The following is a 16858-nucleotide window of genomic DNA, read 5'->3' as shown; positions in this document are numbered from 1 at the left end:
GTGACGATGTTGCGCCTGCGTCCATTTCGGCGTGCGACTGGCTTAATCGGCGTGCTGTTGCTATTGGTGGCCGCATTTCTCTACGGTAAGTTTCAAGGCGGCTTTGTCCCGTGGTTTCTTTTTTATACGTTGTTAACGGTCGCCGTTTATGAACTGTTCGTCTATTTGTTCGCACTAAAAGGGGTAACGGTAACGCGTGAAATGACGTATGCGCGATTGCACGCGGGCGGCGAACTCGACGTGCAACTCACGTTCACGCGGCGGTTCGCGTTTCCTTTGCCGTGGGTGTACGTAAAAGATATCCTGCCGGAGGCGCTAAAGCGGTCACAGCACCGGGCGGCGACGGTGTTATTTCCGTGGTTCAAGAAGACGTTCACGTTTACTTACGTCTGTGACGATTTGCCGCGCGGACGACACGAGTGGCATGCGGTACAGTTGCAAGTGGGAGATTTGTTCGGCTTTTTGCAGCGACAGCAGACGGTTGCTGTGAAAAGTGAGATCCTCGTCTATCCTAAGACTTGTGAGATTCCCGTTTGGCAGACGGTTAATGAACAAGCGGCGGGCGCAGCGATCGCTTACAACCGACTGTCCGAAGATATGACGACGGTCGTCGGCATTCGCGATTACGTGAACGGCGATCGGCTCGGGCGCATTCACTGGAAGGCGACGGCGCGGGGCGGTAGGTTGAAAACGAAAGAATTTGCACTCCAGCAAGCGAACGACATTGTGTTTTTTCTCGACCGCCGAGAGCACGCGTACGATGTGGAGCGTTTTGAGCGGGCCGTCAGTCTTGTCGCCTCGCTCGCCCGTTATGCGGTGAAACGCCGGTTTAGCGTTGGTCTCATTTCTTACGGAAAACAGCCCTTCGCGCTGCTGCCGCAACATAGCGGCGGCGACCTTATGCAACTTTACGAACATTTGGCGGAAGTCGCCGCCGATTGCCCGTTCACAGCGGATCGCGTGATGTTGCAAGAGGCGAAGCGTTTGCCGTACGGTGCGACGGTCGTTTTTGTCACATCGCAGCTCGGGGCGAGCACGGTGCGGGCGCTGAGTGAATTGCGTGCCCGCCGCCTAAACGTGACGCTATTTTGGGTGCGTACCCGGCGACAGCTGGCGGACAGCGAACAGTCGCGCCTCAAGACGGTAGCGCTGCTAAAAGTGTCTGTCACATTCGTCGACGACGACCGCTTTGCCGAAATCGTGCGGGGAGGTGGACGCTCGAGTGCGTAAGTTCGTTAGGCTCCTATTTTACGGTGCCTTTAGTTTGGCGCTGTTTTACGAATGGATGAAGCCGCTCAAACAGTATACCGACACTGTGCGTATTGACTTTTTTGTCATCGCCTTTACCTTTTTGCTCTTGTTGGACATGTTGCGCCTCCCGTGGCCGATAAGGGTGGTGCTGAAGCCGCTTTTTTTGCTCTTTCTCGTCCATCACTTGTTTATGGACGCACAAGGCATCCCTTTTCTCGGAAAACAGTGGTTACTAACTGTTGCCGATACGGTCAGCCAAGATGTCGCTCTATTGCGGCAGATGGCATGGCTAGACATGAGTCCGCTTATCCGTACGATAAGTTTTTTCTTCTTTATTTGGTTGCTGGAAGTTGTCATGTACCGTGACGTCGTGCGGCGTGGCCGCATTTTTTGGCTGTTGCTGCTCACTGTCGTCTACCTCGCCGTGTTAGATAGCTTTACGCCCTTTGACGGCAGTTTTGCGATTGTGCGCACGATGAGTTACGGATTTTTCATGCTCGCTTTTAGCCGGTTGGATCAGTTGCGACGTCGCTCGCGTTCGCCGGAGCGGCGCCAGTTACTCGCTTGGTTTTCTGCCGCACTCGCCCTCATCGTGTGCGCCGTGTCGATCGGTTATTATGCGCCGAAATCAGAAGCTAGTTGGCCGAACCCGGTGCCATTTATAACGAGTTACAACGATAAGGCACCATCTGGTGCGGGGGGGACGTCGACACGCAAAATCGGTTACGGCGGTAACGACTCGTATTTAGGTGGCTCGTTTACACAAGACGAGACAGTCGTGTTTGAAGCGACGGTCGACGAACCGTTCTACTGGCGCGGGGAGGCGAAAGACCGCTACGATGGGCACGGCTGGTTTCAATCGCACGAGCGGCGTACGGTAGAAAAAGTACCGCCGCGGCCGCTGTTTCAAAACATGCAGGGGCGCAAAGTGAAGCAGCAAGTGACGTTTACAGGCAAGCGCAAATATCCGGTGCTATTTACGGCCGGTCAATTGATGACTTACGATGCAGCACAAGTGGAACCGGAAGATGCCGTCCTCGAAGTGATCGCCCCAGATAGCGGCTACCGCAATGCGAACGATCAGCCGTTCGCTCGCTATGAAATCGGCGTTGAGCAGCCACTCGTAAATGAAGCCAAGCTCAGGCAAAGTGGCGTGGAATACCCGCAGGAAATTACGGCAAAATATTTACAACTACCACAAAAGCTCCCGCGGCGAATCAAACAGTTGGCCGAGGAAACAGTAAAAGGAAAGACACCGTACGATCGCGTCTTAGCGGTGGAAAGTTTTTTGAAGCACAATCCCGATTTGACGTACGAGACAGAAACTGTCGCCGAGACGCCGCAAGAACGCGACTTCGTCGACCAGTTTTTGTTCGATACGCAGCAAGGGTATTGTGACCACTTCTCGACGTCGATGGTCGTGTTACTGCGCGCAAACGGGATCCCCGCGCGATGGGTCAAAGGTTTTGCCCCGGGTGAGCGCTCTTATGATTCCGACAACGAGCGGTACGAGGTAACGGTAAAAAATTTACACGCTCATTCATGGGTCGAGGTGTATTTTCCGGACGTTGGCTGGCTACCGTTTGAGCCGACGCCCGGCTTTTATAGCCCGGTAACGATCGAAAAGGACGAAGACGTTAACGTTGACGAGCTGTTCAATCACGACGGGATGGAGGCCCAGCAACCGGACGATTTGCCCAAACTCGCCGATTTTCCACCGCCAGAAGAAGCGCCCGACAATGCACCTGAATATGACGCCTCCACACAGCAGGCAAACACAGCGGGGACGCCGTGGAAGTGGTGGGTCGCAAGTGGTGCCGCTCTATTTGCTTTAACCGGAGTCGGTTGGTGGATCGGGCGCCGCCGATTTTGGCGCTGGCGGCTATACGCCTTGCAGCGCGCCTTACAGCGCGAAGGGGCCACCCACCGCAAGGGAGCACACGGCGACGAGGGGCTCACCACCGATGGGCGCTACAACAAAGCACGCTTCGTGGCCGCATACGAACAGTTATTGCAGTTGTTGGAAAAACGCTACGGGGAGCGTACCCCCGATCAGTCGGTGCGCGATTACATCGCGACGTCGCTCGCTTGGCGCAAGCAGGACCGGGACGAACTGATCGACTTAACGCGGCTGTACGAAGCCTCTCGCTATGGGGATCGGGCTTGGACGCGCGAGATGTGGCAAACGGCGCAAGATTTATGGAAAAAATTCTTAAAAGGGCTGCGCCCTTGATTGCGGGAAATGCTCTGATATAATATGTGCATTGATCATACCGCTGCTTGTAGAAAAGAGATGGTAACCGTGGAACAACTGCATGAACGCATTGTCGTTCTCGATTTTGGAGGACAGTATAACCAGTTAATCGCGCGTCGCATTCGCGACTTGGGAGTCTACAGCGAGCTGTTGTCTTACAAGACGACGGCTGCTGAGCTGAAGAAAAACTTGCCGCGCGGCATCGTGTTTTCTGGGGGACCGACCAGTGTGTTTGCCAAAGACTCTCGCAAGTGTGACCCGGCGATTTTCGAGTTAGGGGTGCCGATTCTCGGCATTTGTTACGGCATGCATCTGATCGCGACTCACTTCGAGGCAACCGTCGAACGGGGCGCGGTCAGTGCGAACGGTAAAGTGGAAGTGGAAAACGTCGGCGACAGTGTGCTGCTCAAGGGGGTGGCAGACACGCACGACGTCTGGATGAATTGCCGTGACGTCGTCACGAAAGTGCCGCAAGGTTTCAGCGTGGACGCGCGTACGGCGGATGTGCCGGTAGCAGCGATGAGCGACGCCCGTTCGGGCGTGTATGCCGTTCAATTCCATCCGGAAGTAAGGCATACAGTGTACGGGGATAAAATCTTAAAAAACTTTATGTATGAGATTTGTCAGTGCACGGGCGATTGGCGCACAGAGTCATTCGTCGACGATACGGTCGCTAAGCTCAAAGCGCGCATCGGGGAGCGCAAAGTGCTCTGCGCATTGAGCGGCGGCGTTGACTCATCGGTCGCTGCGGCACTCGTGCACAAGGCGATCGGCGATCAATTAACGTGTATGTTTGTCGATCACGGACTGTTGCGCAAAGGGGAAGCGGACAGTGTGATGGAGACGTTCGCGGGTAAGTTTGACATGCACGTCGTCAAAGTCGACGCGAGCGCACGCTTTTTAGACAAGCTACGCGGCGTCACCGATCCCGAGCAAAAGCGAAAAATTATCGGGAACGAGTTTATCCGCGTGTTTGAAGAAGAAGTGAAGAAATTCGGCGATCACGAGTTTTTAGCTCAAGGCACGGTGTACTCGGACGTGATCGAGAGCGGGACGGACACGTCGGCGACGATTAAATCGCATCACAACGTCGGTGGCTTACCGGAAGACATGTCTTTTCAACTCGTCGAGCCGTTAAGAAAATTGTTCAAAGACGAGGTGCGCCAAGTCGGCGAAGCGCTCGGCTTACCGCAAGAAATCGTCTGGCGGCAACCGTTCCCTGGCCCGGGTCTCGGCATTCGCGTCATCGGAGAGGTGACGGAAGAGAGGTTGCACATCGTGCGCGAAGCGGATGCGATTTTGCGCGCCGAAATTAGTGACGCTGGGCTCGACCGCGACATTTGGCAATACTTCGCCGTACTCACCGATTTGCGCAGCGTCGGGGTGACGGACGACTCGCGTACGTACGATTACACAATCGGCATTCGCGCAGTCCACTCGGTCGAAGGGATGACGGCTGACTGGGCGCGTATTCCGTACGACGTGCTACAGCGCGTGTCCAGCCGTATGACGAAGGAAGTACCTGGCGTGAACCGCGTCGTGTACGACATAACGTCCAAACCGCCAGCTACGATCGAGTGGGAGTAACTAAACACGAATAATATGTATATGTTTTTGGAAAATGTTCGATTCTATTGACAAGAACGACGCATATCGCGTACACTTTGTATACATCGGGACGTGAAAGTCGCCTCTATAGGGTGTCCTCGCTGCATAGGTTCGGAAAGTTGTCAGCATCTTTTGGATTGCATGGGAGGTGCACATAGGCTTCCTACCTGTCAGTGTCACTTGTACAAGCAGTGTACGCGATGTGAAATACACGAACGAAAACTATATACGTCTTTTCGTATATCGTTGGTAATACGGTCCAACGGTCTCTACCAGGCAACCGTAAATTGCTTGACTACGAAAACACCACGTTACCGCGTCATTTTGTGAATGGCTATGTACCATTTTTATCCATAACTTCGGAATGGTTATTTTAGCAATGAGCAATGGTTATTTTAAAGAAAAGGTAGCGTTGGTTTTTTTGTAGGACAAATCGCCTCACAGAGCCCGGAGAACTAGGCTCTTTTTTTATTCAAAACAAGGGAGGAATGGATGTTGTCCGTATCGCGCTTTTTTCAATTTGAAAAACACAACACGAGCATGCGCACCGAGCTATTGGCGGGGACGACGACGTTTTTGACGATGGCGTACGTCTTGCTCGTGAACCCAGCCATTTTAGGGAAAGACGGGGGGATGGACTTCGGCGCCGTGTTTGTGGCGACGGCTCTGGCAGCTGCACTCGGTTCACTACTAATGGGTGTGCTTGCCAACTATCCGATCGCACTCGCGCCGGGTATGGGATTGAACGCCTACTTCACGTACACGGTCGTGTTAGGGATGGGCATTTCGTGGCAAACGGCGCTCGGTGCGGTGTTTATTTCCGGAGTCGTGTTCGTCCTCTTATCGCTGACGAAGCTGCGCGAAATGATTATTAACGCCATCCCGAAAGGACTAAAACACGCCGTCTCGGCGGGGATCGGCTTGTTTATCGCTTTTATCGGTTTGAAAAACGCGGAAGTTATCGTCCCGAATGAGGCGACGTATTTATCGCTCAACACCGAATTGACCCAACCTGGCATTTTATTGACGTTGTTTGGATTATTAGTGACGGTGTTGTTCATGGTGCGCCATGTCAAAGGGGCGATTTTCTACGGCATGCTCATTACTGCGGTCGTCGGTATGCTCACTGGCGTCGTCAGCGTGCCGCAAGGGATCGTGCAGGCGCCACCGAGCATTGCGCCGACGTTCATGCAAATGGACATTCTCGGTGCGTTGGAAGCTGGGTTTCTGACGATTATTTTCGCCTTCTTCTTCGTCGACTTGTTCGATACGGCTGGTACACTCGTCGGGGTCGCGACGCAGGCAGGGCTGATGAAAGACAATAAATTGCCGCGAGCCAACCGTGCATTGTTAGCTGACTCCTTCGCGACGATCGGCGGGTCGATGCTCGGGACGTCGACGGTCACGTCGTACGTCGAATCGACGGCCGGTGTCGCTGCTGGGGGGCGGACGGGAATGACGTCGGTCGTGACAGCTGGGTTTTTCTTGTTGTCGCTCTTTTTCTTCCCGGTCGTGGAAAGCTTAGCGTCCGTGCCAGCAATTACGTCACCCGCACTCATTATCGTCGGCGTGCTCATGTCGAAGAGCTTGCGCGAAATTGAGTGGGATGCGATCGACGAAGCGGTGCCGGCGTTTTTGACCGTCATTTTCATGCCGCTCGCTTTTAGCATCGCCACCGGCATTGCGATGGGATTCATCGTATATCCGTTAGCGAAAGTGTTTAAAGGAAAGTGGCGCGAGGTGCATCCGATCGTGTACGTTCTCGGCATCGTGTTCATTTTTCGCTTCATTTACTTAGGTAGTATTTAGTCATTAACGGCGTGGACGGTTTTCGACTGTGACGACTATTACGGATTGTTACGGATAATTGCGGAAGAAAGACCTCCGTACGCGGGTGCGTGCGGCAGGTCTTTCTTTTGTTTGTCGCGCGGCCTTGCCCGGCGGAACGGTTTTCGTACGAGAGGTTGTTCGCGCCCTCGCCGAATGAATAAGATAAGACATGGCAGGTTTACACTAAAGGGGAGGAGGTGTGGGCGGATTGCGTACGTTTTTCATATATTTGTGCATCGTGTGTGCCGTAGCGAGCGCTTGGGGAGCGGCGCCGCTGTATGCGGCTGAGACACGGAAGAGCGACGAAGCTAGACTGATTGGGTGGATCGAGAGGGCAGCGCGAGGCGACGAAGCAGGGCAGGTCGATGAAGCGGGGCGGGTCGACAAGATGGGAGCGGTTGACGAAGTAGGACTGATTGACGAGGCGACACTCATCGACCCGGTGGGACAGAACCACAACAAAGGGCGTATCCCTGAAGTGGAAAGGCAAATTAAAAAAGTCGTACACGCACAAAGCAAGGCAGTTAATCGGGGCGATTGGGAAAAGTTCGCCGCACATTTGTTGGCGGAAGACGACATGTACGTGCAAGAGAGGCGGCGCTGGTTTGCCGACGCTGTCGCGACAATCGACTCTGGAACATTTGCCCTGACGGTCGAATCGATCGCGCCGTACAAACCAGACATTTTGCAAGTTCGCCTACGTCAGACTTATAAAAGAAACGGGGTAGCACACGTACTGGAGCAACCGGTGATGTACGTACAGACGAAAGACGGCTGGAAAGACGCGGACGTGCAGTTTTATACGAAGTCCGGTGAACGCGCGACTGTTAAATATACGGATAAATCGCTAGTGGAACAAGCGACTGTGGCGCTTAACGTAGCTGAAAAGGCGCTTATGGCTTTTCAAGAACGATTAGAATGGCAAATCGAGCAGCATGTGCAAATTAAACTTTACCACCAACGGGAGGCGTTCCGCCAATCGGTCAAGCTGTCACTCCCGCATTGGGTGGCTGGCTGGAACGAAAGCGGGCAGGCGATCAAGTTTATCGGAGCCGTCGCGCCGAACGAGACGTTCGCATCCGGAATCGTCCACGAATTGACACACCAGTTACTGAGTGAAGAGACGCGAGACAATGCGGCTTACTGGATGCAGGAAGGATTGGCCGAGTACTATCAACACCACTTGTTACCGGGCCTGCGTACGCGAGAAAATATGTCGTTAAAAAAGCCGCGCTGGACGTTTGCGGAAATGGAGCGGCTCAATTTAGAGCAATTGTCAGCACGGGAGGCGGCAGCGTATTATGCGCACTGCTACGATCTATTGCGTTATTACATACAAACGTTCGGTGAGCAAAAATTAAACGCGTGGTGTGCGGCGTTAAAAATGTATCCGGAAATCGATGCGGCGAGTGTCGATAAGCGCAGCGAACTGAACGCGCGTACGCGTGCGGCGTTTGAGCAGGTGACGAAACATTCCTTTCAGTCTTTTGTCGCCGATTGGTATCGCCGAGCACAGGAGTAACTCGTCATACGGTCAAATTTGGTTAAACTCGAGTGCTGGGCGCTGTTTGGCGACGAAGGCAGAGTACACGATGCCGATGACGATCCAGCCGGTGCCGAGCAGCAAAGCCGACGGTTGTAAGCTCGAGAACAACCACAGCGTAAGGGCGGCACCAATGAGCGGAGCGAGCAAATAGCGTACGACGTCCCGGGCGTTGCGTCTCTTTTGTCGGACGAAATAGTGGGCAACGACGGATAGATTGACGAACAAAAACCCGAGTAGCGCCCCAAAGCTAATGAACGAGTAAATGACTTCGAGCTCTCCGAAAATAGCGGTGAGCGAAATCGCGCCGATTAACAAAATGTTAAACACCGGCGTTTTATATTTCGGATGGACGTAGGCAAATATTTTCGGGAAGGAGCCGTCGCGCCCCATCGCATATAACAGGCGCGATGCACTCGTGTGCGACGTGAGCGAGGATGAAATGACAGCGACCATCGTACCCGCCAGAAAAAAGGAATGCAAGAACGCTCCACCGACGTACGAAGCGATCTGTAACGACGCCGCATCTGGGTTTTTAAAGTCCATAAAGTTCGGAAAGACGAGTTGCAAAAAATACGATGTGCCGATAAACATGACCCCGCCGATCAGTGCAATGAGAAAAATGGCGCGCGGAATCGTTTTTTGTGGATTCAGCGTCTCTTCCGACAGTGTCGTCACCGCGTCAAAACCTAAAAAGGAAAAGCACAAAATAGACGCACCCGTTAAAATAAGCGGCAACTCAACCGTCGGCGAATAAAACGGTTCAGTTGAAAGCAGAGTCCCTTCGCCCATGCCGTGTGATAAACCGTAAATGATAAAGGCGACAAACACGGTGAGTACAATTGTTTGGAATAATACGAATACAGTGTTTACGTTGGCGGTTAGTTTGATGCCAAACACGTTGATCGTCGTAATTAGGGCGGTCAAGGAGAGCACCCACACGGCACTTGGGATTTGCGGAAACACCGCCGTCAAGTAGGCGCTGCCGATTGCGAAGTTGACCATCGGCAAAAACAAGTAATCGAGCATGACCGCCCAGCCGACGAGAAACCCGACCTTCGGGTGGATACTTTTTTGGGCGTAAGTATATGTCGAACCCGCGACTGGATACGCTTTGACCATTTGCCCGTAGTTGTACGCTGTGAACAATAGGGCAATCAAAATGGCAATATACGCTGCAGCGACGTGGCCTTGCGTCTTTTGTGCGACGATGCCGTACGAGTCGAACACGACGAGCGGATCCATGTAGGCGAGCCCGATCAGGACGACCGGTGCGAGTGTGAGTGTCCGTTTTAATTTCGTTTGTTTAGTAGATTGTGCTGCCAATAAGGTAGCCCCCTTTGCCTGTCAAAATAAGCGAACAGGATAAACGATACAACGAAATTATGGGAAATGCAATCGTTTTTTTGTGGCATTTTTTTGTGGAATGCGGGCGGTTTTTTGCTGCGGTTTAGGATGGATTTTGTCAGAAAACACGTCAGCAAACAGACATTGTATGGCGGAAAATAAATGGCGATATACGCTATAATTCTAGTTGACGGAGTCGGTTGCGAGATAGGTAGGACTTGTATGCTGCCGAAAGGGTTATCTTTTCGCGTAGATGACCACCTACCAATCTGGGAATGATGTGGCGATGGAGGAAGGGATCAAATGATAAAAGCGATTATATTTGACTTCGACGGGACGATTCTCGATACGGAAAGTGCCGAGTTTAAAGCGTGGGAAGACACGTACCAGGCGTACGGCTGCGAGCTGCCCTTTTCTATGTGGGCACAAGTGATTGGCACTGCTAATGATATGTTTAATCCGATCACCTACTTGGAACAGCAACTCGGCGCTAACATCGACCGGGCGTGCGTGCGGCGGGAGCGCAGGGCGCGCCTGATGCAGCTGTTGGAGGGGCAAGAGATCCGGCCTGGGGTCGCACAATATATGAAAGAGGCGCGACGCTTGCAGCTGAAGGTGGGGGTAGCGTCCGGTTCACCGCGGGACTGGGTCGGCGGCCATTTAGAGCGATTGCACTTGCTGCCGAACATTGGTGCGATGAGGTGCGCGGACGATGTGACGCGGGTGAAGCCGGCGCCGGATTTGTACGAAGCAGTGCTTGACGACTTCGGATTGAACGGTGCGGAGGCAGTCGCGATCGAAGATTCCCCGAACGGCGCTTTAGCTGCGAAGCGGGCGGGACTGTATTGCGTCGTCGTACCGAATGCGATGACGGAGCATCTGTCGTTTGACCACGTTGGGGTCGATGTACAGCTCGACTCCTTGGCTGAGCTGCCGCTCAATGAGTTACTGGCGCGGTTGCGACGGGTCTATGATTGAATGGGCATGCGTTTTGCGTCGTGATCACGTGAGGTTGCGCTAGTCGACCCCGACGAGCGCGTGGTCATTGGCGGCGAGCGGGATCGTCACCCTGCTAGTCCCGCAGCCGAGTTCGACAAAGGACTTTTTAAGGCAGGACGTTCCCTGCCTGGGCACTCACATTGACAGCGTATAACAGGAGTACGAGCAAGGCGGCTAGGCCGAAATAGCCGATGCCGAACAAGATGCGCGATTTTAACGGGACATCGTAATAAGCGTCTTTACCGAGTGAAGGGTATTTGTCCGGGTTGTGCGGGCAGTAGATCGTCACTGTCATTTGTACGTCGGTCGGAGAAGCTTGTTTCGTCTCTACTAACTCCACTTTTTCAATTTGCGCTTCGTCAAACGGAAAACGGCCGATCACCCCGATGCCGGGATAAGCGACGGCGAGCAACTGTTGTTTCGTGGCGACGTCACAGTATTGGGTGTAAGGGAGCTGGCGTACGTGCTGTTCTGCTGGCACGGGGACCCCCACTTCCGTAAACCGCTGTACTTCCACATCGGGAAAAGTTTTGCGGTAGCGATCGACGTAATCGTTCCTTTTTCTTTTTAAAAGGAACGTGCTGACGAGTTCCCAGGCGAACAAGGCCCAAATGATAAAAAACAGCACCGAGCGCAAGTAAATGATGACGGCTAAGCCGCCGATGAGTCCGACGAGCCACAGCCAGCGCGAGATAGCGGTAACGATGCGGCCGCCGTCCAGCGGGTGAATCGGCAACAAGTTAATTAAGTTGAGAAAAAAACCGATCAGGGCCACGCCGTAAAGTGGCGTGTAGCCTGTCACTTCTGCCAATCCGTAACAGACGAGTGCCCCGACTGTGCCGAGTAAGGGACCGCCCATCGCGAGGTACGCTTCGCCGCGCGCATTTTGCGGTTGTTTTTTCATACTGATTAATGCGCCGAGAAAGGGGATGAACGTCGGGGCGGAGACGGGAATATTTAGCCGCCTTGCCGCCAGGACGTGCCCCATTTCGTGAATAAAGATCATGACCGCTATGCCGATGGCCATCGTCCACGGCGCAAAGGTGGCATAAGCGCCGATCATCAGTGCCATACTCCATATCGTGCCGCCGAATTTCCCCAGTTTCAGTAGTGGTAGTAGCGATTTTAGTTTTGTGATAAAGGTAACGATAATCGCGCCGATCCCCCCGAGCCATTTCCAAAACCCTTTTTGGCGCCCAGCATTGCGATTGCGATCCGGCTCTCGTTCCGGCCCCGGCGTCGTTGATGGCAAAGACGTGCGGTGTTCGTCGTCCTCTGCTTTGTTTTCACGGTTTTTCCATTGATTGTTTTCCACCGTTTTCGCTCTCCATTCTCGCTCTTCATCCGTGTGTATATTCCTTTTTTTATCATAATGCATACGAATGGAAACGCAAGTTATACAGGTGATTGCCGAGGAGCAATTTTTCCCCTGCCTTTGAAGACGTTCCCCTCTCCTAGACCTTTGCAGCGTTCTTTCTGTATAGAACTTTTTCCGCGATACATATTAAAAACACCTACCATTCAATGATTTTGAACATGACAAAGGAGGTTCACCATGAAACGATCGAAGCAAACACTGCTTTTGTTAGCGTTAATTTGTATGCTTTTAGGTGCTTGCAGGATGGGGGGACAGGCGACGCGACGCGATCAATCTGCCACACCTCCAGGGCAAACGAAAACGAGCGGTCAAAGTCGGGTGAAAAGTAATGGACAAAAACCGGCGAAAATGCTGGGCGATGAAGGAACGAACCGCGTCGGTAAAGGGACGAACCGCGTCGGTAAAGGAACGGTTCGCGGCGGTAAGGGCGCGCGGATCGCTAGCGACAAGCCGACGATCGACAGTATCGGCTACTTGGAACCGACTAGTCCGACGAAAGCGCCGCAGCTCGTGAAGGGAGTCGCTGACAACTTAACGTACGTCGCGATGTTCAGCTACCGGGTGCAAAAAGACGGGTCACTCATTCCACTGAAAGATGATACGGCCTTAGCCGCTACCCGGCAGAGTAAGGCGAAGCCGATGCTCGTCATTACGAACTTTGCGGACGGGACGTTTTCACAAGAAGTGGCCCATGCGATCCTCACGGATAAGGAGGCGATGAATCGGTTGATCGACAACGTCCTCGGAGTGATGAAGAGTAAAAAGTACGCCGCGCTCAACATCGATTTTGAACACATTTTCGCCTCTGACCGCGACCGTTACACCGAATTTCTGAAAACAATTACCCCTAAAGTGAAAGCGGCCGGCTTTCCCGTGTCGACGGCGCTTGCGCCAAAAATTAGTGGCAAGCAGGCCGGGCCGTGGTATAGCGCCCACGATTACGGTGCTCACGCGCGCATCGTCGACTTCGTCATCCTCATGACTTACGAATGGGGATGGACCGGGGGACCGCCGATGGCGGTAGCGCCGATCAGCCAAGTAAAAAATGTCCTCGACTACGCCGTCTCAGTCATCCCACGGGAGAAGATTGTGATGGGAGCACCGCTGTACGGTTACGATTGGGTACTGCCCTACAAAAAAGGCGGCCCGCCAGCGAAACGAATCGGACCGCAAAAAGCAGCGGCACTCGCGGAGAAATACGGGGCGACGGTAAATTACGACCGGGATGCGCAGGCGCCGTTTTTCCGCTATACGGACGGGAGGGGGAAAAAGCACATCGTGTGGTTTGAAAATGACAAAAGCATGCAGGAGAAATTTAATTTAGTGAAAAAATACGGCCTTCGCGGAGTTAGTTATTGGGAAATAAGCGAGTCGTTTCCGAACAACTGGCGCTTACTGCGGGATAATTTTTACATTAGGCGCCGTTAATGGCGAACGTCTCACGCAAATTATAGGGACAAACGTGTACAATCAGCGAGGCAGTCAAGGGAAGATGGGCGCTCATTTGCCCTCTTAATTCGCTAGACACGAACTATATAAAGGAAAAACTATAAATTGTTCGTTTCTACGTTGACAAAGGGATCGCGCATTTGTTAGACTGTAAGTGAACTGAAAAACGCATAGTCTCTCGTATATACTCGAGAATTGGCTCGAGAGTCTCTACCCGGGAACCGTAAATTCCTGGACTACGGGAAAAAGTGTTACGGCTAGGTCGGATGCCCGGTGCGAAAGTCGACAGGTTTCTAAGCTGCAGAAAGCGGTTTGCGCGAAGTGGTTTTATGTTTTAGCTGTGCAAAGCGGCGTTAAGCGAGCGGCTAGCGGCTAGGCTAGGCTAGTGGCTTAAGGCAGCATCACACTGTCGATACGTGCCGAGTCCTATAACCGGACGGTAGATTTTTCTCGTTGTCGAAAATCTCTCGTTCGGTTATTTTTTTGCCGTTATTATATTTTTATGAAAAAGGGGCAATCTTCATGGCGAAAGTACTCGTGGTCATGGGCAGCGATTCGGATTTAGAAGTAATGAAGCAGGCCGTCGACGCGCTCACTGCATGCGGTGTCGACAGTGAGGTGCACATTTCTTCGGCACACCGTACGCCGGACAAGACGGCAAACCTATCGCGGGAAGCGGAAGCGCGCGGGTTTAGTGCAATTATTGCCGGGGCAGGTATGGCGGCGCACTTGCCTGGGGTCATTGCGGCGTTCACAAACTTACCTGTCATCGGAGTTCCGCTGGCCGGCAGCGCATTAGGGGGAACGGACGCGCTGTACGCGATCGTGCAAATGCCGAAAGGCGTTCCCGTGGCGACGGTTGCGGTGAACGGGGCGTACAACGCCGGGTTGCTCGCAGCGCAAATCGTCGCGAGTCACGATGCCGACGTGCGGCAACAATTCGCCCGCGTCCGCGAGCAAATGGCGGAACGAGCGGCGCAAAAAGACGCGAAGTTACAAGCAGACGGAATCGAGGGATACACACATGATTGACCGCTATACGCGTCCGGAAATGGGCGCGATTTGGACGGAAGAAAACCGTTACCGCGCTTGGTTGGAAGTCGAAATTATCGCTTGTGAGGCGTGGGCCGAACTCGGGGAAATTCCTGCCGAAGACGTCGCTCTCATTCGGGAAAAGGCGCGCATTGACGTCGACCGCATCCACGCGATCGAACAGGAGACGCGCCACGATGTCGTCGCTTTTACGCGCGCTGTATCCGAGACACTCGGACCGGAATCTAAATGGGTGCACTACGGGTTGACGTCGACTGACGTCGTCGACACAGCGCAATCGTTTTTGTTGAAGCAAGCGAACGACATTTTACAGTGCGACTTAGAGCATTTTTTACAAGTGTTAAAAGTGAAGGCGATCGAACATAAAGACACGGTGATGATGGGGCGGACGCACGGGGTACACGCTGAACCGACGACGTTCGGGCTGAAGATGGCGCTCTGGTATGCGGAGATGCAGCGTAACATCGAGCGGTTTCAGCGCGCGGCGGAAACGGTGCGTTACGGGAAAATTTCCGGCGCCGTCGGGACGTATGCCAACACGCCGCCGTCGGTGGAACAGTACGTCTGTGACAAGTTGGGGCTCAAACCGGCACCCATTTCGACACAGACGCTGCAGCGCGACCGCCATGCGGAGTATATGGCGACACTGGCGCTCATCGCCACGTCGTTAGAGAAGTTCGCCGTCGAAATACGCGGGTTGCAAAAGACGGAACTGCGCGAAGTAGAAGAGGCGTTCGCCAAAGGACAAAAAGGGTCGTCGGCGATGCCGCACAAGCGCAACCCCGTCGGCTCAGAAAACATTACTGGCCTGTCGCGCTTGCTGCGCGGCCACATGGTATCGGCGTACGAAAACGTGCCGCTGTGGCACGAACGGGACATTTCCCACTCCTCAGTCGAGCGGGTCATTTTGCCGGATGCGACGATTTTGCTCAATTATATGTTGCGACGCTTTGCCGGTATCGTGGAGAACTTGCGCGTTCTGCCGGAGAACATGCGTGCCAACATGCAGCGGACGTACGGGCTCATTTACTCGCAACGCGTCTTACTCGCGCTCATCGACGCAGGCATGACGCGCGAAGAAGCGTATGACTTAGTCCAAGGCCACGCGATGCGCGCGTGGGAAGAGCAGCAGCCATTTCGCGACTTTATCGCAGGCGACGCCCGTATTACTGCTGTACTCAGTGACGAGGCGATCGCGGACTGTTTTGATTACAACTATCACTTGAAGCACGTGGACACGATTTTTAAACGGCTAGGGTTGGAGTAGAGCGGTTATAGAGCGGTTCTTATGAAACGCAAAGTTGCCGTGCAGTTGCATTGCGAAACGTTTAATAGTCGGTTTGTGTAGTCAACCATCTCGCGTGACGTTTAAAAAATTTGGAGTCGGAGGGAAACCGATGGAAAAAGGCGAGTTGTTGTACGAAGGGAAAGCGAAGCAAATTTTTGCGACAGCTGAAGACGATGTCGTGTGGGTTAAGTATAAAGACGATGCGACCGCTTTTGACGGGAAAAAACACGGCCAAATTAGCGGCAAAGGGGAATTGAACAACCTGATTAGCGACATTTTTTTTCGTTATTTAGCGGAGAACGGTGTTCCGACGCACTATGTGCGCCAATTGTCGCCGACGGAACAGTTAGTAAAGCGCGTGAAGATTGTGCCGATCGAAGTCGTCGTGCGCAACATTGCGGCCGGTTCGCTGGCGAAAAGACTCGGGTTAGCGGAAGGGACGGAACTCGCCCACGCCGTCGTCGAAACGTACTACAAAGACGATGACCTCGGCGATCCGCTCATTAACGATTCCCACATTTCCGTGCTTAAGCTAGCCGAGGCGGAACACGTAGAACAAATGAAGCAAATGGCGCTTAAAGTGAACGATTTGCTCATAAGCTACTTGCGCGAACGGCAAGTGATCCTCGTCGACTTTAAACTCGAGTTTGGATTGACGGCGGACGGAACGTTGCTGTTGGCCGACGAGATTTCGCCGGATACGTGCCGTTTTTGGGATGCGGAGACGAAAAAAAAGTTGGATAAGGACCGCTTCCGCCGCGACCTAGGCAATGTGCGCGAGGCGTATGAGGAGATTTACAAGCGTCTCGGCGGCGGAGAAGTAGCCGCCGAGTAAAAAATCGAGAATAAGCAGTTAAC

General features: G+C 53.4%; 12 protein-coding genes and 2 riboswitches. Of the genes, 10 read left to right on the top strand and 2 right to left on the bottom strand.

What is annotated here, in order from left to right:
- The first annotated feature begins 6 nt into the window (after positions 1–6).
- From BN1247_RS13565 to BN1247_RS13545, 5 genes are all read left to right on the top strand, one after another.
- The gene (locus BN1247_RS13565) at positions 7–1230 is read left to right on the top strand and encodes a DUF58 domain-containing protein (protein WP_054950871.1); all 1224 of its coding nucleotides are present in this window, start codon (positions 7–9) and stop codon (positions 1228–1230) included.
- Positions 1223–3484 (top strand): transglutaminase TgpA family protein, encoded by a 2262-nt coding sequence (locus BN1247_RS13560; RefSeq protein WP_054950870.1) that lies wholly within the window; start codon positions 1223–1225, stop codon positions 3482–3484. Before BN1247_RS13565 ends, BN1247_RS13560 begins: the two co-directional genes overlap by 8 nt.
- A 69-nt stretch (positions 3485–3553) precedes the next feature.
- A complete protein-coding gene (guaA, locus tag BN1247_RS13555; RefSeq protein ID WP_054950869.1) occupies positions 3554–5092 on the top strand; it encodes a glutamine-hydrolyzing GMP synthase in 1539 nt (512 codons plus the stop codon).
- 237 nt (positions 5093–5329) lie between these two features.
- Positions 5330–5431, top strand: a riboswitch (purine riboswitch).
- A 174-nt stretch (positions 5432–5605) separates the two neighbouring features.
- Positions 5606–6922, top strand: coding sequence for an NCS2 family permease (locus BN1247_RS13550; protein WP_054950868.1), 1317 nt, complete (start codon positions 5606–5608; stop codon positions 6920–6922).
- A 229-nt stretch (positions 6923–7151) separates the two neighbouring features.
- The gene (locus BN1247_RS13545; protein WP_054950867.1) at positions 7152–8465 is read left to right on the top strand and encodes a peptidase MA family metallohydrolase; all 1314 of its coding nucleotides are present in this window, start codon (positions 7152–7154) and stop codon (positions 8463–8465) included.
- Between the two features lie 12 nt (positions 8466–8477).
- Here the strand turns inward: BN1247_RS13545 and BN1247_RS13540 are convergent, their stop codons facing one another.
- Positions 8478–9812 (bottom strand): APC family permease, encoded by a 1335-nt coding sequence (locus BN1247_RS13540; protein WP_054950866.1) that lies wholly within the window; start codon positions 9810–9812, stop codon positions 8478–8480.
- Between the two features lie 324 nt (positions 9813–10136).
- Here BN1247_RS13540 and BN1247_RS13535 point away from each other — a divergent pair, with 324 nt between their 5' ends.
- Positions 10137–10811, top strand: a complete 675-nt coding sequence (locus BN1247_RS13535; RefSeq protein ID WP_054950865.1) for an HAD family hydrolase — start codon at positions 10137–10139, stop codon at positions 10809–10811.
- 127 nt (positions 10812–10938) lie between these two features.
- Here BN1247_RS13535 and BN1247_RS13530 read toward each other — a convergent pair whose 3' ends face one another.
- Positions 10939–12147, bottom strand: coding sequence for a site-2 protease family protein (locus BN1247_RS13530; protein ID WP_231633293.1), 1209 nt, complete (start codon positions 12145–12147; stop codon positions 10939–10941).
- Between the two features lie 240 nt (positions 12148–12387).
- Between BN1247_RS13530 and BN1247_RS13525 the strand changes: the two genes are divergently transcribed.
- From BN1247_RS13525 to purC, 4 genes are all read left to right on the top strand, one after another.
- Positions 12388–13638, top strand: coding sequence for a glycosyl hydrolase family 18 protein (locus tag BN1247_RS13525; RefSeq protein ID WP_054950864.1), 1251 nt, complete (start codon positions 12388–12390; stop codon positions 13636–13638).
- Positions 13639–13817: 179 nt separating this feature from the next.
- Positions 13818–13918, top strand: a riboswitch (purine riboswitch).
- Between the two features lie 263 nt (positions 13919–14181).
- On the top strand, positions 14182–14691 hold the full coding sequence (purE, locus tag BN1247_RS13520; RefSeq protein WP_054950863.1) for a 5-(carboxyamino)imidazole ribonucleotide mutase: 510 nt from the start codon (positions 14182–14184) through the stop codon (positions 14689–14691).
- On the top strand, positions 14684–15979 hold the full coding sequence (purB, locus tag BN1247_RS13515; protein WP_054950862.1) for an adenylosuccinate lyase: 1296 nt from the start codon (positions 14684–14686) through the stop codon (positions 15977–15979). The genes purE and purB overlap by 8 nt, the downstream gene beginning before the upstream one ends.
- A gap of 130 nt (positions 15980–16109) precedes the next feature.
- Complete coding sequence (gene purC, locus BN1247_RS13510; RefSeq protein ID WP_054950861.1) at positions 16110–16835, top strand: phosphoribosylaminoimidazolesuccinocarboxamide synthase; 726 nt, start codon at positions 16110–16112, stop codon at positions 16833–16835.
- Positions 16836–16858 lie beyond the last annotated feature (23 nt).

It is taken from the genome of Numidum massiliense, assembly GCF_001375555.1.
Taxonomy (GTDB): Bacteria; Bacillota; Bacilli; order Thermoactinomycetales; family Novibacillaceae; genus Numidum; species Numidum massiliense.
This window is presented reverse-complemented; position numbering and strand designations above follow the sequence as displayed.